24 protein-coding genes and 1 tRNA gene are annotated in these 18,926 nt (G+C 61.6%); 10 read left to right on the top strand and 15 right to left on the bottom strand.

Features of this window, described 5'->3' with window-relative positions; all coding sequences use genetic code 11:
* Nucleotides 1-2: 2 nt before the first annotated feature.
* The 3 genes from ACWGTO_RS17515 (at nucleotide 3) to ACWGTO_RS17505 (ending at nucleotide 4,069) form a co-directional block, all read left to right on the top strand.
* The gene (locus ACWGTO_RS17515; RefSeq protein ID WP_454576069.1) at nucleotides 3-1,133 is read left to right on the top strand and encodes a glycosyltransferase; all 1,131 of its coding nucleotides are present in this window, start codon (nucleotides 3-5) and stop codon (nucleotides 1,131-1,133) included.
* A gap of 84 nt (nucleotides 1,134-1,217) precedes the next feature.
* Nucleotides 1,218-2,753, top strand: a complete 1,536-nt coding sequence (locus ACWGTO_RS17510) for an undecaprenyl-phosphate glucose phosphotransferase (protein WP_454576068.1) — start codon at nucleotides 1,218-1,220, stop codon at nucleotides 2,751-2,753.
* A gap of 77 nt (nucleotides 2,754-2,830) precedes the next feature.
* On the top strand, nucleotides 2,831-4,069 hold the full coding sequence (locus ACWGTO_RS17505; RefSeq protein ID WP_454576268.1) for an O-antigen ligase family protein: 1,239 nt from the start codon (nucleotides 2,831-2,833) through the stop codon (nucleotides 4,067-4,069).
* Nucleotides 4,070-4,103: 34 nt separating this feature from the next.
* Here ACWGTO_RS17505 and ACWGTO_RS17500 read toward each other — a convergent pair whose 3' ends face one another.
* Nucleotides 4,104-5,087, bottom strand: a complete 984-nt coding sequence (locus ACWGTO_RS17500; RefSeq protein WP_454576067.1) for a glycosyltransferase family 8 protein — start codon at nucleotides 5,085-5,087, stop codon at nucleotides 4,104-4,106.
* Nucleotides 5,088-5,138: 51 nt separating this feature from the next.
* Nucleotides 5,139-6,107 (bottom strand): glycosyltransferase family 8 protein, encoded by a 969-nt coding sequence (locus ACWGTO_RS17495; RefSeq protein ID WP_454576066.1) that lies wholly within the window; start codon nucleotides 6,105-6,107, stop codon nucleotides 5,139-5,141.
* Between the two features lie 145 nt (nucleotides 6,108-6,252).
* On the opposite strand from ACWGTO_RS17495, the gene ACWGTO_RS17490 reads away from it, so the two are divergent.
* A tRNA-Pro gene (locus tag ACWGTO_RS17490) sits at nucleotides 6,253-6,329 on the top strand.
* Nucleotides 6,330-6,424: 95 nt separating this feature from the next.
* Here ACWGTO_RS17490 and ACWGTO_RS17485 read toward each other — a convergent pair.
* The 3 genes from ACWGTO_RS17485 to ACWGTO_RS17475 all read right to left on the bottom strand — a co-directional run bounded on the left by ACWGTO_RS17485 (nucleotide 6,425) and on the right by ACWGTO_RS17475 (nucleotide 8,195).
* Nucleotides 6,425-6,802: a CatB-related O-acetyltransferase gene (locus tag ACWGTO_RS17485; protein WP_454576065.1), complete on the bottom strand. Its 378-nt coding sequence runs from the start codon at nucleotides 6,800-6,802 to the stop codon at nucleotides 6,425-6,427.
* 377 nt (nucleotides 6,803-7,179) lie between these two features.
* Complete coding sequence (locus ACWGTO_RS17480) at nucleotides 7,180-7,638, bottom strand: YbaK/EbsC family protein (RefSeq protein WP_454576064.1); 459 nt, start codon at nucleotides 7,636-7,638, stop codon at nucleotides 7,180-7,182.
* A 122-nt stretch (nucleotides 7,639-7,760) separates the two neighbouring features.
* A complete protein-coding gene (locus ACWGTO_RS17475; protein ID WP_454576063.1) occupies nucleotides 7,761-8,195 on the bottom strand; it encodes a helix-turn-helix domain-containing protein in 435 nt (144 codons plus the stop codon).
* A 144-nt stretch (nucleotides 8,196-8,339) separates the two neighbouring features.
* Between ACWGTO_RS17475 and ACWGTO_RS17470 the strand changes: the two genes are divergently transcribed.
* The gene (locus ACWGTO_RS17470; protein ID WP_454576062.1) at nucleotides 8,340-8,954 is read left to right on the top strand and encodes a hypothetical protein; all 615 of its coding nucleotides are present in this window, start codon (nucleotides 8,340-8,342) and stop codon (nucleotides 8,952-8,954) included.
* Nucleotides 8,955-9,124: 170 nt separating this feature from the next.
* Nucleotides 9,125-9,331, top strand: a complete 207-nt coding sequence (locus tag ACWGTO_RS17465) for a hypothetical protein (protein WP_454576061.1) — start codon at nucleotides 9,125-9,127, stop codon at nucleotides 9,329-9,331.
* 235 nt (nucleotides 9,332-9,566) lie between these two features.
* Here the strand turns inward: ACWGTO_RS17465 and ACWGTO_RS17460 are convergent, their stop codons facing one another.
* On the bottom strand, nucleotides 9,567-9,770 hold the full coding sequence (locus ACWGTO_RS17460) for a hypothetical protein (protein WP_454576060.1): 204 nt from the start codon (nucleotides 9,768-9,770) through the stop codon (nucleotides 9,567-9,569).
* 409 nt (nucleotides 9,771-10,179) lie between these two features.
* Here ACWGTO_RS17460 and ACWGTO_RS17455 point away from each other — a divergent pair, with 409 nt between their 5' ends.
* Nucleotides 10,180-10,449: a hypothetical protein gene (locus ACWGTO_RS17455; protein ID WP_235984482.1), complete on the top strand. Its 270-nt coding sequence runs from the start codon at nucleotides 10,180-10,182 to the stop codon at nucleotides 10,447-10,449.
* 65 nt (nucleotides 10,450-10,514) lie between these two features.
* Here ACWGTO_RS17455 and ACWGTO_RS17450 read toward each other — a convergent pair whose 3' ends face one another.
* The 9 genes from ACWGTO_RS17450 to ACWGTO_RS17410 all read right to left on the bottom strand — a co-directional run bounded on the left by ACWGTO_RS17450 (nucleotide 10,515) and on the right by ACWGTO_RS17410 (nucleotide 16,426).
* Complete coding sequence (locus ACWGTO_RS17450; RefSeq protein WP_454576059.1) at nucleotides 10,515-10,817, bottom strand: hypothetical protein; 303 nt, start codon at nucleotides 10,815-10,817, stop codon at nucleotides 10,515-10,517.
* Nucleotides 10,818-10,905: 88 nt separating this feature from the next.
* Nucleotides 10,906-11,448 (bottom strand): MerR family transcriptional regulator, encoded by a 543-nt coding sequence (locus ACWGTO_RS17445; RefSeq protein WP_142868005.1) that lies wholly within the window; start codon nucleotides 11,446-11,448, stop codon nucleotides 10,906-10,908.
* A gap of 227 nt (nucleotides 11,449-11,675) precedes the next feature.
* Nucleotides 11,676-12,005 carry a hypothetical protein gene (locus tag ACWGTO_RS17440; protein WP_454576058.1) on the bottom strand — a complete coding sequence of 110 codons (330 nt, stop codon included), beginning with the start codon at nucleotides 12,003-12,005 and terminating at the stop codon, nucleotides 11,676-11,678.
* A 64-nt stretch (nucleotides 12,006-12,069) separates the two neighbouring features.
* Complete coding sequence (locus tag ACWGTO_RS17435) at nucleotides 12,070-12,501, bottom strand: SgcJ/EcaC family oxidoreductase (RefSeq protein WP_454576057.1); 432 nt, start codon at nucleotides 12,499-12,501, stop codon at nucleotides 12,070-12,072.
* A gap of 188 nt (nucleotides 12,502-12,689) precedes the next feature.
* Nucleotides 12,690-13,013, bottom strand: a complete 324-nt coding sequence (locus ACWGTO_RS17430; RefSeq protein WP_006201891.1) for an integration host factor subunit alpha — start codon at nucleotides 13,011-13,013, stop codon at nucleotides 12,690-12,692.
* A 103-nt stretch (nucleotides 13,014-13,116) separates the two neighbouring features.
* A complete protein-coding gene (locus tag ACWGTO_RS17425; protein WP_454576056.1) occupies nucleotides 13,117-14,088 on the bottom strand; it encodes a beta-ketoacyl-ACP synthase III in 972 nt (323 codons plus the stop codon).
* A gap of 9 nt (nucleotides 14,089-14,097) precedes the next feature.
* On the bottom strand, nucleotides 14,098-15,168 hold the full coding sequence (gene plsX / locus ACWGTO_RS17420; RefSeq protein ID WP_454576055.1) for a phosphate acyltransferase PlsX: 1,071 nt from the start codon (nucleotides 15,166-15,168) through the stop codon (nucleotides 14,098-14,100).
* 144 nt (nucleotides 15,169-15,312) lie between these two features.
* Entirely contained in the window at nucleotides 15,313-15,861 is a 549-nt protein-coding gene (locus ACWGTO_RS17415) for a YceD family protein (protein WP_454576054.1), read from the bottom strand.
* Nucleotides 15,862-15,883: 22 nt separating this feature from the next.
* Complete coding sequence (locus ACWGTO_RS17410) at nucleotides 15,884-16,426, bottom strand: ubiquinol-cytochrome C chaperone family protein (protein WP_454576053.1); 543 nt, start codon at nucleotides 16,424-16,426, stop codon at nucleotides 15,884-15,886.
* Between the two features lie 114 nt (nucleotides 16,427-16,540).
* Between ACWGTO_RS17410 and ACWGTO_RS17405 the strand changes: the two genes are divergently transcribed.
* The 3 genes from ACWGTO_RS17405 to ACWGTO_RS17395 all read left to right on the top strand — a co-directional run bounded on the left by ACWGTO_RS17405 (nucleotide 16,541) and on the right by ACWGTO_RS17395 (nucleotide 18,924).
* Entirely contained in the window at nucleotides 16,541-17,056 is a 516-nt protein-coding gene (locus ACWGTO_RS17405) for an outer membrane protein assembly factor BamE (RefSeq protein ID WP_454576052.1), read from the top strand.
* A 322-nt stretch (nucleotides 17,057-17,378) separates the two neighbouring features.
* Nucleotides 17,379-17,924: a dTDP-4-dehydrorhamnose 3,5-epimerase family protein gene (locus ACWGTO_RS17400; RefSeq protein WP_454576051.1), complete on the top strand. Its 546-nt coding sequence runs from the start codon at nucleotides 17,379-17,381 to the stop codon at nucleotides 17,922-17,924.
* Nucleotide 17,925: 1 nt separating this feature from the next.
* Nucleotides 17,926-18,924, top strand: a complete 999-nt coding sequence (locus tag ACWGTO_RS17395; RefSeq protein WP_454576050.1) for a glycosyltransferase family 2 protein — start codon at nucleotides 17,926-17,928, stop codon at nucleotides 18,922-18,924.
* Nucleotides 18,925-18,926: the final 2 nt, after the last annotated feature.

Genomic DNA, 18,926 nt, shown 5'->3' with positions numbered 1-18,926 from the left:
ACGTGGCGGACCAGCTCAGGATCGTCCACTGCTTTCGCTCACCCGTCGGCGGGATCTTCCGGCATGTGCGCGACCTGACGGAGGCACAGCTCGCCGCCGGGCACGTCGTCGGCATCGTCTGCGATTCGACCACAGGCGGCGAATTCGAGGAACGCCTGTTCGGCCAGATGAAGGACAGCCTGGCGCTGGGTATCCATCGCACGCCAATGCAGCGCCATGTCGGGCCGGGCGACCTCGCCTCCGCCTGGCGTACCTATCGAATCATCAAGGAATTGCGGCCGGACGTGTTGCATGGGCACGGCGCCAAAGGTGGCGCCTATGCCCGTCTGTTCGGCTCATTGTTGCGGGTATCAAGGTCTCGCGTAGCCCGCCTTTATTCGCCGCATGGTGGCTCCCTCCACTATGACGAAACGACGACCACCGGGAAGCTGTTCTTCGCGCTGGAGCGCTTCATGGCGCGCTTCACCGACTGCCTGCTGTTTGTCTCCGACTATGAGCGGCGCACCTATCGCAGGAAGGTCGGCGAGCCGCCGATCCCCAACACGCTGGTCTATAACGGGCTGCGCGCCGCCGAGTTCGAGCCGGTGACCACGCTGCCCGATGCGGCTGACCTGCTCTACATCGGCATGATGCGCGACCTCAAAGGCCCGGACATCTTCATCGACGCACTGGCGCTGGCCGGCACGCAGATCGAGCGTCGCTTGACCGCAGTCATGGTCGGCGACGGCGACGACCTGCCACGTTACCACACGCAGGTGAAACGGCTGGGGCTCGAAAAACAGGTTCGCTTTCTGCCACCAATGCCGGCCAGGGACGCCTTTGCACTGGCCGACCTGGTGGTCGTGCCGTCGCGCGCGGAAGCCATGCCCTATATCGTGCTGGAGACACTGGCCGCCGGCAGGCTGATGATCGCCACCGCCGTCGGCGGCATACCCGAAATCTTCGGCGAGGAATCCCCTGCCCTGATCCGTCCTGACGCCCGCCAACTCGGCGACAAGATGGGCGCGGCGCTACGCGATCTCGACGCCTATCGGCGCGCCATGCCCGATACCGCCACCCTCAAGGCGCGATTCGGCGCCGATGTGATGGCTGCCGACATCGAAAAGGCCTATTTCGCCGCGCTCAGCAAATAGGCTACCTACCAAAACCACAGGTTGTCTCAAGATTTTTTTAGCTGTATTCCGCTATGGTCATGGCGGAAGCTTGTGGGAAACGCGATGAACGAGACCGACCCCACGCGCCGCTTTTCGGCCGATGCGGTGCGCAAATTCGACGGTCCTGCCGAGAGCCCCACGCCCGGCGGCATGAACAGTGTTGCCCGCCAGGTCGCCTCGCAATACCGCCGCGATACGATGTCGCCGGTCATGGTCAGCGGCGTGCTGCGCATCGTCGAATTCGCCTTGCTGTTCCTGTCGGGGCTTGCGCTCTACATCTATTTTGTCGGCTTCTTCAACTACCTCGCCTGGCAATATCCGGTGACCATCGCCGCGGCCTCGTTCCTGGCCGTGATGCTGCTCGACGTCTCCGATTGCTACCAGATCTCGGCCCTGATGCGGCCGGTCTCCAGTTTCGGCCGCGTGCTGATGGTATGGGCAGGCACGTTCGCGCTGATGGCGCTGACGGCCTTCATCATGAAGATGTCGGAGGACTATTCGCGCCTGCTGTTCGGCACATGGTTCGTTGTCGGCCTGCTTCTGCTGTTTGGCCTCAGGCTGGTGATGTCGATGCTGATCCGGCGCTGGGCGCGCGATGGCCGCATGGAACGCCGCGCCGTCATCGTCGGCGGAGGCAAGGCGGCCGAAATGCTGATCCGCTCGGTCGAAAAACAGCCCTACAACGACATCCGCATCTGCGGCATCTTCGATGACCGCGGCGACAAGCGCTCGCCGCCGATCGTGGCCGGCTATCCCAAGCTCGGCACCATTTCGGAGCTGATGGAATTCGCCCGTATCGCACGCATCGACATGCTGATCGTGTCATTGCCGCTGACTGCTGAAACGCGCGTTCTGCAGCTGCTCAAGAAGCTCTGGGTGCTGCCGGTCGACATCCGGCTCTCAGCGCATTCGAATGCACTGCAGTTTCGCCCGCGCGCCTATTCCTACATCGGCTCGGTGCCGATGCTCGACATCTTCGACAGGCCGATCAACGACTGGGATTCGGTCGCCAAGCGCGCTTTCGACATCGTCTTCTCGCTGATCGGCATCATCCTGTTTTCACCGGTGATGCTGGCGACAGCCATCGCCATCAAGCTCGACAGCAAGGGGCCTGTGCTGTTCAAGCAGAAGCGCCACGGCTTCAACAACGAGATTGTCGAAGTCTATAAATTCCGCTCCATGTACACCGACCGCTCGGACCCGAGCGCCAAGCAGACGGTGACCAAGAACGATCCACGAGTCACCCGCGTCGGCCGCTTCATCCGCAAGAGCTCGATCGACGAACTGCCGCAGTTCTTCAACTCGCTGTTCGGCACGCTGTCGCTGGTCGGTCCGCGCCCGCACGCGATCGCCGCGCAGTCGCACAACCTTCTCTACAATGAGGTGGTGGACGGCTATTTCGCCCGCCACAAGGTCAAGCCCGGCGTCACCGGCTGGGCGCAGATCAATGGCTGGCGCGGCGAGATGGACACCAATGAAAAGATCCGCATGCGCACGGAGTACGACCTCTACTACATCGAGAACTGGTCGATGCTGTTCGATTTGCGCATCCTGATCCTGACGCCGCTGCGGCTGCTCAATACGGAAAACGCCTATTGAGCGCGATTTCCCATGAGGCGCCGCATTCGGCGGTCAACCCGCTGCCGCGGGCCGCGGTCAGCGCGTTGCCGCCTTCGATGGTCAACGCCAAGCTGATCGCACTGATATCCTCAGGCGCAGTGTTTTTTGGCGTCTTCCTCTCGGGCTTCGTCATCGACGAGCCGGCGCCCTACGATCTCTTCATGGTCGGGCTGATCGGCGTGTGGGCGCTGTTTGGCCTGCGCATTTCGCGCGCTGCCGCGCCGCTGCTGGTGCTGCTGATCACGATGAACATCGGCGGCATGATTGCGATGACGCAGATGGCCGATCTCGCCAATACACCGCTCTATCTCGCCGTGTCGCTGTTCCTCGCCTTCACCGCAGTGTTCTTCTCGTCGGTGACGGCGGTGCAACCCAGCCTGTACCGGCTCATCTTCATCGCCTATGTCTTCTCGGCGGTGGTGACGGCGCTGCTTGGCATTGCCGGCTATTTCCACGCTTTTCCCGGCGCAGACATCTTCACCAGATACGACCGCGCCCAGGGCGCCTTCCAGGATCCGAACGTGTTCGGGCCGTTCCTGGTGCTGCCCGGCATCTATCTGCTCTATCTGCTTCTGACCGGGTCGATCGCGCGCATGCCGCTGCTGGCGGTGCCGCTGCTGATCATCACCGCCGGCATCTTCTTTTCCTTCTCGCGCGGCGCCTGGGGCATGTTCGCCGTCTCGGCCATCCTGCTTACCGGCGCCCTGTTCCTGCAGAGCAACAGCGGCAAGTTCCGGCTGCGCGTCGTCATCATGACAATTGCGGCGGTCACGCTGCTGGTGGTCGCGATGATCGTCATCCTGCAGCTGCCGGGCGTCAGCGAGATGTTTTCCAGCCGCGCCCAGCTGGAACAGAGCTATGACACGGCGCGTCTTGGCCGTTTCGCCCGCTACACGATCGGCTTCCAGATGGCGCTCGAGCATCCGCTCGGCATCGGTCCGCTGGTGTTCGGCACCATCTTCGGCGAAGACACGCACGACATCTGGCTGAAGACGCTGATGGACTATGGCTGGCTCGGCTTCGTCTCATTCCTGTCGCTGACGCTGTGGACGATCGCCGCCGGCTTCCGCATCCTTTTGCGCGACCGGCCGTGGCAACCCTATCTGCTCTGCGCCTACGTCGCTTTCATCGGCAATATCGGGCTCGGAACCTTCATCGACATCGACCACTGGCGCCATGTCTACCTGCTGCTTGGCCTGATCTGGGGCGCGATCGCGCTGGAATACAGGCATCAGCGGGGATTGAGGGCGGAGGCGGCAATCCGAACCGATGGGAAAGCCGCCGAGTTCGGATGACTCCGCCCTGCCGATGGATTGCAGAAATTTTTACCTATCTCGCGATGCCGGCAACCCGCTCGGGGTATTGCACGGCAAGCATCGAATTGTCGGCGTGGCTGGCAAAAACGGCGCTGACCTTTTCGGCGTTGAATCGCGCCCTGCGTTTGCGCTTCTCGTCGTCCAGCAAAATGCCGCTGATGGCGTCGAACTTGCGTCCGAGGTTCTTCATGATGCCTCGCTTGATCGGCCAGCTGCGGCTGAAACGCCCGGCCCAGGGCGTGTCTTTCGCCAGATCGCGATAGATTGCCATGGCGTCGACCTCGACACCGATCGGTGGACGATCCCAAGGCTTGCCCCATGCGAAGTGGCGGGCGTAGCACCTGCTGAAAGGGATCTGGCTGGTATAGTTGGTCATCACGTTCCAGAACGGATGCATCGTCTGCCACCTGCCCTCGAAAGCCAGGTTCAACGCACCTTGATCCATGCCATAGACCTGCTCGGACGCCAGCTGACGGGTACGCTCCAGTAGCCTCTCTTGCCTGACCAGCGGCATGTTGAACACCAGAACGCCGGCATTGAACTTCGGCGCCCCGGGCTGCATGTGCAGATGCTGTCGATACTTTGCGTCGAAATAGGTCTGCTCGTCATGTGAGGCCAGCAGCGGAGCGTTGAGCGGGACGTTGCAGAGGTCGGCTATCGATCTGTTGAAAAGCACATCTGCGTCGGAATAGGCTATACGGTCATATGGCTCGAATTCAGGCAATTGGTCGGCGAACAGCCTGATGTAAGTTGCAAGGGTGGGATGCGTTCCACGATTGAAGTTCGTCGCTTCCATGAATTTCGTTACGTCGATGATGCCGATCCTCCCGCCGAGCAAGCGCTCGCCGACGATCCGGTCTTCGGCGGGAATAATACCCGTGTGCAGAATAAAGCCGTCGACGGGGGCGGAGACATCCAGAACGCGGCGTGCCGCCAGACAGGCAAAGGGGAAGAATTTCTGGTCGGCGGCGAAAAAGAAACACGATTTCTGTGACATATCACACCACTCGATGCCTGATTCCCTAGCCGTCAATGTTCGTTCCAGCTCTCAGTCGAATCCGCCGAGTCTTTCTGAAAACTGCACAGCCATCGCCCCCGTATCGGCATGCTCGGCATACATCTTATGCACCTTGCTGCCATCGTAGCGGGCGCGCCGCCGATATCGGTCCTTGTTCGGCAGCATCCCCATGATGCCGTCGAACCTGCGGGCGAACCGCCTCATGACGCCGCGCTCGAACGGAATGCGCTGCCGGAAGGGCTGGACCCAGGGCGTATCCCTTGCCAGACCGCGCCAGACGGCAAGCGCCTCCGGCTCCACGTCGACCTGGCTCCCCCACGGCTTGCCACCCGCGAAATGCCGCGCATAGGCTTGGGCGAACCGAAACTCCTTCGTATCGTTGGACATCAAATTCCAGTTCGGATGCATCGTCTGCCACTTGCCCTCGAAGACGATGTTCAGCGCGTTCTGATCGTTCATCTGCCCGGCGATGGCCACGTCCCTGGCGCGGTGCAAAAGGCCCTGTTCACGCACCGCCGGCATATTGAAGACGATGATCCCCGCATTGAAGTAGGGCGCTCCCGGCTGCATCGACAACTTCTGCCGGTAGCCCGGGCGGAAGTACATATAATCGTCATGGGCGGCCAACAGCGGGGCATGCAAAATCTGGCCCACCAGGTCACCGATATCCCGATTGAAGAGAACATCGCAATCGATATGGGCGATGCGGTCATAGTCCGCGAACTGAGGCAGCTGGTCGGCGAAAAGCCGAACAAAGGTGCCGACATTGCTTGGCCGGAAGGTATGCCCGGCCTGCGCAAACAACGCCGATACGTCCATTATACGAAGGCGGTTCTTCAGCAGGCGGTCAGCAACACGCATATCGGAATCACGTGCGCCGACATGCAGGATGAAGCCTGGCGTTGCGTCTCCCGAAACGTCCAGAATTCTGCGCGCCGCCAAGCATGCATACGGGAAATACTTGGCGTCAGCCGCTAGAAAAAAACAGGAACTTGCCACGCGCAATCCTTCTTATCGGTATTGGGCGAGCCATACCGTCTTGGCGTTGCCCCGACAAGGCTGGATGCCTGGCGACTTTTCCGGTCCAACGCGCCGTTTTAGCGCTTGCACCATAACCCTTGAAAATATATGGCTTTGCGCGGTCCGGAGTGTAGCGCAGCCCGGTAGCGCACTTGACTGGGGGTCAAGGGGTCGTCGGTTCGAATCCGGCCACTCCGACCAAACAACACAGGCGGTTAGCTGCTTCCCCCAAAGTGGCCACGTGATTTCTCAGCCGCATTGCAGCCACTCGCGAACAAGGTTCGTTTCTTACGAGGTCACGCTGCGTGTCGCTCCAGGAAAGGCTCGATGGGCCCCGTGAGAAAAGCAGCCTCCTGCTTGATCTTCTCGTCGCTCCATTCCCACCACCGGATCGCCAGCAATTTCGCAATGACGTCCTGCGAAAACCGATAGCGGATAAGCCTGGCTGGGACCCCGCCGACGATCGCATATGGCGGCACATCCTTGGTGACAACGGCGCCGGCCGCAACAATAGCACCATCCGCGATGTGGACGCCTGGCATGATCAGTGCCTCGCGGCCGATCCAGACATCGTTGGCGATGGTAATGCCGACGGGTTTGCCGCCATGCGCATTGGGATCGGTCGAGTCCATCATGCGGCTGTGGATCGGAAAAGTGGTTGCAGCCCAAGGCACGTGACTTCCCCCGGAACATTCAAAGCTGACGTTGCCGGCGACCGAACAGAACGCCCCAAGGGTCAACGGAGTGGCGTCAGACGCTCCAAGCACCTTCTTCCGGCTCACCCCATAGGTGTGACGTCCGACGGTCACGCTTGATGGCAGCCTGGATCGAAACGGGTTTTTCAGCCGTAGCCAGCCGGTCACAGTGGCCACCTCTGCCTCTGGTACCAAAGATCTGCAGGGGTTCGCCACAGACGGTAGCGAGCAGTCCTTGCAACCGGTATCGCGCCGCGATGGCAAGGCTCGTTCTCACCATGGGCGATGTGGCCAAAAACGTCGTTCATTCCGTCACGTATAGTGAGTCGCCCAATCTTCTGCCAGCCGACGATTCGCTACTGGCACACATCCACCCACTCGGCGTTGACGATCTCTGCCATGCGCTGCGGGCTGAGCCGCACGGCGGCGTTGGTGGCGCCGGCCGCGGGCACCACCTCATCGAAGGCACGCAGCGAGACGTCGCAATAGACCGGCACCGGCGCCGGCAGGCCGAACGGACAGACGCCGCCGACGGGGTGGCTTGTGGCGGCGACAACCTCGTCGGCGTCAAGCATGCGCGGCTTGCCGCCGAAGCGGTCCTTGAATTTGCGGTTGTCGAGCCTCGACAAGCCGCCGGCCACGATCAACATTGTCTGCTCGCCGACGCGCAGGCAGATGGTCTTGGCGATCTGCGCCGGTTGCACGCCATGCGCCGCTGCAGCCAGCGCCACGGTCGCCGAACTGGCTTCGGTGACTAAAACTTCGACGTCAGGCGCATGGGCAGCCAGAAAGGCACGCACGGATTCAAGGCTCATTTCCAGTGTCTCTCCTCCATTCGATCCGGCGGGCAATCACCTACCAAACCACTCGACCATGAAAAAGCTCGCCAGGGCAAACCATGGCGAGCTTGTGTTGAGAGACGCCTTGGCGTCGCTATTTATGAAACGGACCGATTTTCCACAGGCGCTGTCGGCGCTGGGGCATCGATCAAGGCCGTTTCAGGCAATTGCAATGCTGCGGCGATCCGACGAAGTTTCGACGGATCGATGTCCTTGCCGCTTTCTATGTCGGCAATCTCGCTGGTCGACAGACCGCAGGTCAGGGAAAGCTCTTCAATACTGTATCCCTTTGTTTCCCGGATGGCTTTGAGGCCGGGATGCTCAAGCGCAACATCGGCCGCCAGCCTGGAAAAGGGTTCGTGTTTTGCATTTTGGGGCATTGGCAACTCCATGGGGCTAAAGAGTTTTGGATCAAAATGGTAGGGTGTTGCCTGAGAGCCGGGACAATGCCCGCTCAAGGGCGATTTGCCAAGACCCAAACCGACCGTCACGGCATCGTGAACCGGCGTCAACACCGCTGGCGCCCGGCACATATGGGGTCTCCACCCCGATCTCCCAATCAAGTTCTTTTGAAGGACTGCACGCCGAAATATTGAGCGGTTTCGGCCCGTTCGCGCGTTAGCCTGATGTCGCTGGCAACTGCATCTGGCCAGCTTTCCCCAAAAGGATCAGATCCCATGACATTGAAGACATCAGCCATCCTGCTCGCCACGATCTCAAGCCTCGCCGGCGGCAGCCTGGTCGAGGCGCAAGCAGCCGACGCCGTGCGCATTCGCGGCACTGTTACCGCCTTTGCCGGATCGACGCTGACGGTGAAGACCCGTGAAGGCGGCATCGACGCCATCGCGTTGGCTGAAGGCTGGAAGATTTCCGGCGTCACCAAGGCGGACGCCGGGGATATCAAGCAAGGCGATTTCCTCGGAATTGCCTCGGTTTCAAAGGTCGATGGCGGCAGCGGCGCGCTGGAAGTGGTGATCTTCCCGGCTGCGCTCAAAGGCACCGGCGAAGGCGACCGTCCGTGGGATCTCGAGCCCAACAGCCGGATGACGAACGGCACGGTTGCCGATGTTACCGAGATTGCGGGCCGCACCGTGACGCTGACCTACGACAATGGCCAGAAAAAGCAGATCGCGATCCCGCAGACGACACCGGTGGTGACCTTCGCCCCAGCGACGCCGGCCGACCTTCAGCCTGGCGCTGTGGTGTTCGTCAACGCCGAGCGTGGCAGCGACGGCACGCTGACCGCAGGCCGGGTCGTGGTCGGCAACAACGGCATCGTTCCGCCGATGTGAAGGCGGTTCCTGCACCTGCGCAGACGCCAGACACAATCCAGAAACAAAATTCTACAGTCCGGAAAAACTGTCGAAAAATTCGGAGGCGATAGTCACGGCTGCGGGGTTCACGTCACCGATCTTGCTCGGTGGCGATCAAATTCAGCCCGCGCAGAAAAGGAAACGAAGTCATGAAGAAGTCCCTCCTGTCGGCTCTCGGGCTGGCTTTCGCCCTTGCTGTCTCGCTGCCGATCATCGGCGCCAGCAGCGCGGACGCAGCTCCGATGGCGAAGAAGCATCATCACCATCGTCATCACCACAAGCACCACAAGAAGCATCACCGCCATCATCATCACCACCACCATCACCACAAGAAGATGGAAGCCAAGAAGGCCTGAGCCGGCTGACTTGCCCGATGGGAAGGCTGGCCCTGGAGTCCTCGCCAAGGCCGCCTTCCCATTGGTTTTTCCCATGCGGGGTGTGGCAAGGTGAAGGCAGGATTCGATGGCGCCCATGCGCCAGAAGGCGAGCAACCACAGCGCAGCCCAACGGACGTAGCAGGCGCAAGGCCGAGGCAGCACAGCGGTTGCCACCTGCAGGACACCGCGGGTGCCTCAGTGTTGCCGGAACCCGCTAGGATGGCGCTGCGACCGCGAGCACTATCGCGATCAAAATCAAGAGCGGTCCCATCCATTTGAAATGCTTCGCCACCTGCAGCCACCACGGCTGCTGACCCGGCTGAGCCTGAAAAGGACTTTGGAGCACTCCAAAGCCAACGCCTGTCACCCACAGCCCAACGCAGAACATGATGAACTCGTCGATGTAGTTTGCGACCACGCCCCGCCTCCTCCGCCGGTATCTTTGGATTGGCGTTATAGCCGCAGCGGGGTGGGGCAGAAAGCGCGGCGCCAAGATGGCGACAATGACTGCTGCCGCCACCTGACAGATCCATCGTCTCTACGCCGGCGAGATCGTCGTCTAACCCGGCGCCGGCTATGGCACCGCCACCAATCCCGCGTTCGCCCGCGAAATCGAGCGGCTGCATGATCGATGCCAGCCGTTCCCACCAGGCGCGGGCTGTTGGCGGGGCTAAAAATCGACGCCGCGAAAAGACGCGAAGAAAATTCGAACCACGCATGAACCTTTGGTCTGGAAGCCGCACTAACCCTGCATGGACGCCAGGAAGGCGATCCCCAACCAGAAGGACGCCATGACGGCGATCCCATCCAGATAAGGAAATGCTCCAATGACCAACTTCAAGCGCATCACGCTCGCCGCGGCTTTCGTCGTCTCGGCCTTCGGTTCAGCCTCGGTTTCGACCTCGGCTTTCGCCAACGGCACACATCCCACCGGCGACGGCGGCGCAGTTTGCAAGGGCTCCGGCCATTGCCTGGTGCTCTCCATCGAGTGCAAGGGCACCTATACCGACGCCACCGACAAGAATGGCACGGTCTATGGCAAGTGCAGCCAGACCGCGCAGGTTTCGCCGCAGGGCAAGATCAAGCTCGCCAAGTAATCGGCCCCTGATCAAGGAAATGGCGACCGTCTATGGGACGGTCGCCATTTTCTCTCGTGCGACGTCTAGCGCCGGCTGAGCAACAGGCTGGCGACGAGACCGACCACCACCAGGCCCACGGCAGCCGCCGTTGCCGGATGGTCGCGCGCCGTCCTTTCGATCGCCCTGCCCTGCTTCCTGATTGCGGGCATGGCATCACTGATGCGGTCGGCAAGCTGCCCATAGTAATCCGCAGCGGCCTCGCGCCCATCCTCGTAGTAACCGCCGCCGCGTTTGGCCACGACTTTGCGCAAGGCGGCGAGCTCCCTGGAAAGGGTCGCGACCTGCTTTTCGAGATCGACATCGGAGAGGGTCGAAAACGATACCATGATTGTTTTCCTTCTTCTCAGAGAAGGCCAAACGCATGGCCGCAGAACCGGTTCCGATTTTGCTTGCCTCTGGCAATTGCCTGGAGGCTTAGCGCACCTGATCGAGCAGACGCTTGCATTCGAGGAGGTCGAACAGCGCCTCCTGCAGCAAGGCGCGGTTGTCGCGTGACAGTTTCGATGCGCCGGGCTGGACCGGACCTTCCTCCTCGGTCTTGCCCAGGCCGAAAAAGCGGCGGCTGGGCTTTACCTTGGGCTGGCCGACCAGCATCTCGTCATCCATGCCGCGCGGCTGGGCGGCCGGCGTCAGCGGCACCTGATCGGCCTGCTTGCGCTGCGAGATCGCCTCGACGGCCGCCATGTCGCCATTGCCGATGGCGACCAGGAAGTGGTTGCCGTTCTCGCGCAGCAGTTTTTGCACGCCCTTGATCGTGTACCCCTGGTCATAAAGCATGTGGCGGATGCCCTTGATCAGTTCGACATCCTGCGGCCGGTAGTAGCGGCGGCCGCCGCCGCGCTTCATCGGCTTGATCTGGTTGAAACGGGTTTCCCAGAAGCGCAGCACGTGCTGCGGCAGATCGAGATCCTCCGCAACCTCGCTGATGGTGCGGAAAGCGTCGGGGCTCTTGTCCATGGGCGAAATCCTCACGCTGGACGGCGATCCAGCCTAGTCTGCCGAATCGGGTATTATTTCAGCGGTTTATGAAACAACATTCAAGCCCGGCGTCAAACCGGGGGCCGTTTTCAACCGAAGGTTTGGGTGACAAGCCTCTTTCCGATCAACAGCGGGCCAGGCTGGAGAAGTCGGACGGGCAGAAGAAAGACCCGGCAGTGCCTGCCAAGCAACAGCACGCGAAAGGGTCAATTCTCATGGAAGGCGAACGGATTTTGCAGGACGGGATTTTGTCGCGCGACGCGACCTATCGCATCATCGTCAGTAGCAGGATCGGCGCTCGGGACATTGAGCGCCTGATAGCCAAACTGGAACTGGACAAGGAAATTCTCGTGGAAGTGGACGAGCCGACTACTTGCCCACCGCTTCGCAGCTGCCTTCTTAGCAATCTCGGCGCGCCGCTCTGGTGACATATTGGCGGCGCACTTCTGACCGCCCTTCCAGCCAAGCTCTTTGGCGGCGACGCTCTTGCCGTCGTCCTGTGCGTCGTCGGTTTCCTCGCCAGTGGCAATACGCATGAAGCGGACGGCGTTGCCGATTACGTCGGCGGGCGCTTCTGGCCTTTAGGTCCGGCGGGCATGATTATCTCTTTGCGTTGGGAGGGGGAGCCATCATTCCCGGAACAATGTCCGTGTTCTGAGCCACCTTTATTCGCCAGCCCGTCCGTTCTTCCTTCACAATCAGAAGCAGGATGCCTTTTCGGATTCCAGCGGGCGAGCCGTCCGGGGCGGATGCGCCGGTCAGGGTCCATGTGTAGTGAACGGCATTGAGACCAGGCGCTAATTCAACAACCGACGAGACGTCGCCGTCCAATTGGCTATCACGAAACATACTTTCGTGCGTCGCGCGGTGCGCGCCTTCGATCTCGGCGCGGTTCTTCCACCACATACCTACGACATTGACGAAGTTTGCATCGTCGGCGAATAACTCTGCGAAATCGTCCATATCGTGCCGATTCCAAGCATCGGCAAAGGCAGTCGCGGCATCCTCAGGTTTGCTGACCGTCGACCTCACGACCAATTTCCTCCATGCTTTTCGCTAAGCGTATAGGAGTTCGAGCCGGACGGCGACAAGCGCGGGCTCAGATTTCAAACCGAGACACTACCAAGCTTTGTGTATCCTTGACGAAATTCCCTGGGGAAGCGCTGCGCACTTTCGCGGGAAAACCGCGTCACACTTTTCTTGGAATTGCTGCAGAAGACTTATTTGCCGCCCTTGGCCTTGCTGTTCTGATGCGAGCGCAGGATGCGACTCTTGAGCACATTCGACGACTTGAAGGTCATCACCCGGCGCGGCAGGATCGGCACTTCCTCGCCGGTCTTGGGATTGCGGCCGATGCGTTCATTCTTGGAACGGACATGGAAGGTGGCGAAGGACGACAGCTTCACCGTCTCGCCGCGTACGATGGCCTCGCAGATTTCGTCCAGTACCGCTTCGACGAGTTCTGCCGATTCAGTGCGCGACAGGCCGACCTTCCGGTAAACAGCTTCGGCAAGGTCGGCGCGCGTAAGTGTCTTTCCCCCCATGCGACCGTCCCATCAGCTCTAAAAACATAAATCTGTACAAGCAAAGGCAGAGCCTAAGTAATTGATCCGTCAAGGTCAAGGACCGAACCGGACCGTTCGGCACTTACCAGCGAACGAGAACCGCGCCCCAGGTGAAGCCGCCGCCCATCGCTTCCAGGAGCACGAGGTCGCCCTTCTTGATACGGCCGTCGGCGACCGCCACCGAAAGCGCCAACGGCACGGAAGCAGCCGAGGTGTTACCGTGCAAATCGACGGTGACCACCACCTTTTGTTCGGCAATCCCGAGCTTCTTGGCCGAAGCGTCAATAATGCGTTTATTGGCCTGATGTGGCACGAACCAGTCGAGGTCGTCGGCTGTGATGCCAGCCTGCGAGAACGTCGCCTCGATGACGTCGGTGATCATGCCGACGGCATGCTTGAACACTTCGCGGCCTTCCATCCTGAGATGGCCGACCGTGCCGGTGGTCGAGGGGCCGCCATCGACGAAAAGCTTTTCCTTGTGGGCGCCGTCGGAGCGCAGGCTCATCGCCAGCACGCCACGGTCGGCAATGCCGCCGGCGCCTTCATCCGCTTCCAGCACCAACGCACCCGCGCCGTCGCCGAACAAGACACACGTCGAGCGGTCGCTCCAGTCGAGGATGCGCGAAAACGTCTCGGCGCCGATAACCAGCACGCGCTTGGCCAGACCGCCTCTGATGTAGAGGTCGGCGGTGGTGACCGCATAGACGAAGCCCGAGCACACCGCCTGCATGTCGAAGGCAAAGCCGTGATGCATGCCGAGCCGGTTCTGGATCTCGACGGCGGTCGCCGGAAAGGTGTTGTTGGGTGTCGAGGTCGCCAACACGATGATGTCGATGTCGGCGGGCGTCAGGCCGGCGCTGTCGAGGGCGGCGCGCGCGGCGGCCTCGCCCAGCGACGCGGTCGTCTCGTCGTCAGCCGCAATATGGCGCTGGCGGATGCCGGTGCGCTGGGCGATCCACTCGTCGGAGGTCTCGACCATGCCTTCGAAATCGGCATTCTTCATGATGCGGCGGGGCAGCGCGGCACCAGTGCCGCGCACGACTGATCTGATCAAAGTTCTTTCCTATTCCTTTGCGTCGACGACGGCGTCGGCTTTCCTGTTTGCCTGGGCATGCGGATTGCGCGCATGGAACAGATCGAGATCGGCCTCGATGCGGTCGATCAGATTGTTACGGACCATATCATAGCCAAGCTCGATCGCTGCCGCAAAACCGTCCGAATCGGCGCCGCCATGGCTTTTCACCACGATGCCGTTCAGACCCAGGAAGACACCGCCATTGGAGCGGCCCGGATCGAGCTTTTGGCGCAGGCGGTCAAAGGCGCCCTTGGCGAAGACATAGCCGATCCTGGCCATCAACGTGCGGCTCATCGCGGCGCGCAGATAGCCTGAGATCTGGCGCACCGTGCCTTCCGCCGTCTTGAGCGCGATGTTGCCGGCAAATCCTTCGGTGACGACCACGTCGACCGTGCCCTTGCCGATGTCGTCACCTTCGACGAAGCCGTGGTAGTTCATCGAAGCCATATTGGCCTCGCGCAGCATGCGCCCGGCTTCCTTGACCTCTTCCTGGCCCTTGATCTCCTCGACGCCGACATTGAGCAGGCCGACTTTCGGCCGATCGATGCCGAACACCGAACGCGCCATGCCGGTGCCGAGAATGGCAAAATCGATCAGCTGATGCGCATCGGCGCCGATCGTGGCGCCGACGTCCAGCACAACGCTCTCGCCACGCATTGTCGGCCAGATCGCCGCGATCGCCGGCCGGTCGATGGTGGCCATGGTGCGCAGGCAGAATTTCGACATCGCCATCAGCGCGCCGGTGTTGCCAGCCGAAATACAGGCCTGCGCGGTGCCTGATTTGACCGCTTCGACCGCCTTCCACATCGACGACTTCCAGCGGCCATGGCGCAGCGCCTGGCTCGGCTTGTCGTCCATCCTGACCGCGATCTCGCAATGGTGGAACTCGCTGACCTCGGCCAGTTTGGGGAATTTGGCGAGCTCGGGGCGCACCATCTCTTCGCGACCATAGATGATGAAGCGAATGTCGGGACGCCTGACAGCGACCGTCATGAGTGCCGGGATGACCACGTTTGGCCCGTGATCGCCACCCATGGCATCGATGGAAATCCTGATCACGCGGTCTTTATCTCACTAGCTTGGGTCAGGGCACGTGGCCCGCGAAACACGAGGGTTCGCGAAATAAGGGGGCTCGCGAAGGTTCGGCGAAAATAGCGGTTTTGGGCTGCCGCACAACCGACTTTTCTCCGATCGCATCGTGTTTTAGGATTTTCCAAGCAAGGATCGCAGCTTTTGCTGGAATTCATTCTCGACCGGCTCGTCCGGGCTGGCGGCATCCAGCGAGGCGCCGGACTTGCGTGGATAGGGATCGATCGCCAGCCCGAAGAACTGTTCGGCGAGCGCGCCGACATCGATCGTGTCGCCGGAGAATGTTTCAGGGCTGTCCGGCCCTTCGGCGTCGATCAGGATCTCGCCGCCGCCTTCGAAACCCTGGCGTCCGAGCTTGGATTGCTCCGGCAGGAACAGCGCCTCGACCTCCTCGTCGATATGGGCCGAGACCGGCTCGAGGGTAACGATACACGCCTGGGTGATATCGGCCTCGACGCGGCCACTGACCTTGACGCCGTTGCGCTTCCATGGCGCCACCAGCAATTCGGCGCGGTAGTTTTCGACCGAGAGCAGCTCGTGCTCTGCGGCAAGGGCGGCGCGCTGCGCCGGGTCGGCATCGATCACGACCGGGAGGCCTTTTTGCGGCAGGCGACCGACATTGGCCTTGAATGACACCGGGCTCGGCGTGTCCGCATGTTTCATCTCAGCCTCCTCCTGATTTCCTTCATTGCGCCTTGGCGACGGGAAACGCCACCGTGCCGGAGAGGATCGATCCGGACGGCTGTGCTTCAAGCTGCCTTGCGGCATCGATCACATAGGACGCCAGCGGCAGGGCCTGCGGCCAGGCGCCGGCGTCGGGCCTGACATTGCGTGCCAGGGCTGCAGCAAGCGCATCGCCATCACGGCGTTCCAGCGCGTCGTCATAGGCGGCGGTACGGCCGTAGAACATTTTCGCCAGCCTCTTCATGCGCTTCGGCACGCCGACATCGCCAACACCCAGCTCCCGCAGCGAATGCTCGACATCGAGAAAGAACTCGTCGATCAAGACCTGCGCGACCTCTTGCGCGACGCCCTCTTCGCCTCGCAGCCGGTGCTGAAACAGGAACATGTGCAGCGACAGCATCTCGAAACGGCCGAGCGGCGTGTCCGGCACATTCCAGTCGGAATAAAACACTGTCTGCCGCGCCGCTGCCACGATTTGTGCGTAAAGCGCCTCGGTGATAGCGCGGTTGGCGTTGCGTTCGCGGCCAAAAAGGCGCTGGAACATTGAGGGTGGTCTCCTGGGGACCTTTGTTTGAATTGGCCTTGTTGCATCGGCAAGCAAGCTGGTTTACCGGTTTTGCCGCCCAGCGCAAGTTGCGGTCAGCTAATGGAGTTGTTGTTGCGCGCGCTGAAATTCAAGTCGACTTTGCTGCCCGGGGCTACCGCGGCGGTTTCTCTGGTGTTGGTGGCTTCCGCGCTGTCAGGCTGCAATTCGTCCAAGATGTTCGGCGACCTTACCCCGGGCGAGACGTTGACGCAGGGCTATGTCATCGACCAGCAGGCGGTCGACTCGGTCCCGGTAGGCTCCAGCCGCGAACAGGTGCTTCTGGCGCTCGGCACGCCGTCGACGACGGCAACTTTCGACAATGAGGCCTTCTATTACATCTCGCAGACGCGCAAGCGCTATGTCGCCTTCGACAAGCCGCACCTGGTCGACCAGAAAGTACTGGCGGTCTATTTCGGCGATGACGGGCGTGTCACCCAGATCGCCAATTATGGCCTGAAGGACGGCAAGATCTTCGACTTCATCTCGCGCACCACGCCAACCGGCGGCAAGGACCAGAATTTCCTCAGCCAGATCATCAACGGCGCAAGCAAGCTGGCGCCCGGCATTCCCGGCGGCGGCGGCGCCTAAGAAGCGGCCACGCTTCCTCAAGATTTTTCACTTTGCTTCGTTCGAAGCAAACACCATCTCAGGCGACCAAAAGCCCGCGGGAGCGATCCCGCGGGCTTTTGTTTTGAGGTCATGCCGCTTCATCCGTCGCAGTTTGCCGCGCGTGGCCGGTTCGGCCGCCGGGCTCCAATGAGGCGTGTTGCACAGCCCGCTCTGCTGTGCTTCCGACGGCGTCATGCCGACATGGCATCGGAAGGCGTGACGCATACTTGCCAGCGACCGGTCAAATTCGTATCAGACGATGCTGGCCAATTGGGGCATCACGCTGAATTGGGAGCACCCCGTGCAGGACAAAAACCGGACAATACCGACCGGCTGGATGGCGACTGGAACGGCCGACGGCCAGGTGGTCACGCCCGACTGGATGCCCATCGAGCCGGTGGCGATCGATGGCGTGAGGGTCAAGGAGATCAGGCCGGTCGCTACGTCCACCGGCTATCTGACCGAGATTTTCCGCGAGGAATGGGAACTCGATTCCGAACCGGTCGGCCAGGTCTTCCAACGCACCTTGTATCCCGGTGCGGTGACAGGCTGGCATGCCCATGCAGAGACCATCGACCGGCTGTTCTGCTGCGTCGGCAGCGTTCGCATTTCGCTTTTCGATGGGCGCAAGGCCTCGCCGACCTTCGGCGCCGTCTGGCACAAGATCCTTGGCCCGCTGCGCCCGGCGGTGGTCATCATTCCGCCCGGCATATGGCACGGCATTGTTTCGCTTGGAGCGGAAACGGCAGTGGTGCTCAATCTCGTCGACAAGGCCTACGCCTATGATCAGCCCGATCACTGGCGCCTGCCGCCGGATACCGACCACATCCCCTACAAGCTGGTGTAGCGTGGAGGCATCCGGGCAGCGCGATCAGACCGGCCGCGAACCGCTGGTCTCGGTCGTGATCGCGACGCACAACCGGCCGGCAGCACTGCGGCAGGCGCTGACCAGCGTCATGCACCAGACGCTGCGGGACTGGGAAGCCCTGGTCATCGGCGATGGCTGCAAGCCGGATACGGCGGCCGTCGTCGCTGAATTTCGCGATGTCCGCATCGCCTATGTCGATCTCCCGGTCAATTTCGGCGAACAGTCGGGACCCAACAATATCGGCTTTGCCAGGGCGCGTGGCCGCTTCGTCGCTTTGCTCAACCATGACGATCTGTGGTTTCCCGACCATCTGGCGGCGATGACCGGCTGGATAGACGCGACGGGCGCCGACGTGGTGCTGGCGCGCGGCGCGGTCATTCGGCCGCCATCGGTCCCCAGCGACGCCGGCGACTTGATCTTCGGGCTCGGCAAGGACGGCTTCTACGACCCTGTTACCACGGAAGCGTTTGGTTCGGCGCAAATGTTCCGCCGGGCTTCCTTCGGCCTGCTCGGGCCCTGGCGGCCGGCCAGCCAGTGTTTTTGCGAAAGTTCGCAGGACTGGCTGTTTCGGGCGTGGTGGAAAGGCGCGGTGATCGCGACGATGCCGCACCTGACCGTGATCAAGCTGCATTCCGGCATCCGCAAGGGGTCCTATCTCGACGACAATGCGCAGGAGCAGGAGGACCTTCTCAACGCCATGCAGGCGCCGGATGCCTTGCGCGTGAAAATCCTGGGCGGCGCGCGCGATCCTGCGAGGCTGAAGGCATCAAGCTATCTGCGGCGCAGGCTGATGGCGGCGTTCGGCATCCATCCCCGCGCCCGCTCCTTCCGCCGCAAGCACAAGCGGGGCGCCTTCGTCGCCATGCTGCGTCGCGGGCGCGGCCTTGCGCCGATGCCGGAACGCGAGCCGAACGCGGGTGAATTGCTCGACCGCTACAGCAAGCGCGGCGATTGCGAGACTGGACCGGAAGAAAACTGAAG

Source organism: Mesorhizobium sp. PL10 (assembly GCF_053714315.1).
Note: the sequence above shows the minus strand (reverse complement) of the source record. Positions and strands in the feature narration are given on the sequence as shown.

Coding starts and splice junctions, on each gene's coding strand:
- ACWGTO_RS17415 (WP_454576054.1), bottom strand. CDS start 15,861: ATGAAACATGCGGACACGCCGAGCCCGGTGTCATTCAAGGCCAATGTC.
- ACWGTO_RS17505 (WP_454576268.1), top strand. CDS start 2,831: ATGGTCAACGCCAAGCTGATCGCACTGATATCCTCAGGCGCAGTGTTT.
- ACWGTO_RS17410 (WP_454576053.1), bottom strand. CDS start 16,426: ATGTTCCAGCGCCTTTTTGGCCGCGAACGCAACGCCAACCGCGCTATC.
- ACWGTO_RS17470 (WP_454576062.1), top strand. CDS start 8,340: ATGACATTGAAGACATCAGCCATCCTGCTCGCCACGATCTCAAGCCTC.
- ACWGTO_RS17465 (WP_454576061.1), top strand. CDS start 9,125: ATGAAGAAGTCCCTCCTGTCGGCTCTCGGGCTGGCTTTCGCCCTTGCT.
- ACWGTO_RS17440 (WP_454576058.1), bottom strand. CDS start 12,005: ATGCGTATTGCCACTGGCGAGGAAACCGACGACGCACAGGACGACGGC.
- ACWGTO_RS17510 (WP_454576068.1), top strand. CDS start 1,218: ATGAACGAGACCGACCCCACGCGCCGCTTTTCGGCCGATGCGGTGCGC.
- ACWGTO_RS17430 (WP_006201891.1), bottom strand. CDS start 13,013: ATGGGGGGAAAGACACTTACGCGCGCCGACCTTGCCGAAGCTGTTTAC.
- ACWGTO_RS17500 (WP_454576067.1), bottom strand. CDS start 5,087: ATGTCACAGAAATCGTGTTTCTTTTTCGCCGCCGACCAGAAATTCTTC.
- ACWGTO_RS17475 (WP_454576063.1), bottom strand. CDS start 8,195: ATGTGCCGGGCGCCAGCGGTGTTGACGCCGGTTCACGATGCCGTGACG.
- ACWGTO_RS17455 (WP_235984482.1), top strand. CDS start 10,180: ATGACCAACTTCAAGCGCATCACGCTCGCCGCGGCTTTCGTCGTCTCG.
- ACWGTO_RS17480 (WP_454576064.1), bottom strand. CDS start 7,638: ATGAGCCTTGAATCCGTGCGTGCCTTTCTGGCTGCCCATGCGCCTGAC.
- ACWGTO_RS17450 (WP_454576059.1), bottom strand. CDS start 10,817: ATGGTATCGTTTTCGACCCTCTCCGATGTCGATCTCGAAAAGCAGGTC.
- ACWGTO_RS17445 (WP_142868005.1), bottom strand. CDS start 11,448: ATGGACAAGAGCCCCGACGCTTTCCGCACCATCAGCGAGGTTGCGGAG.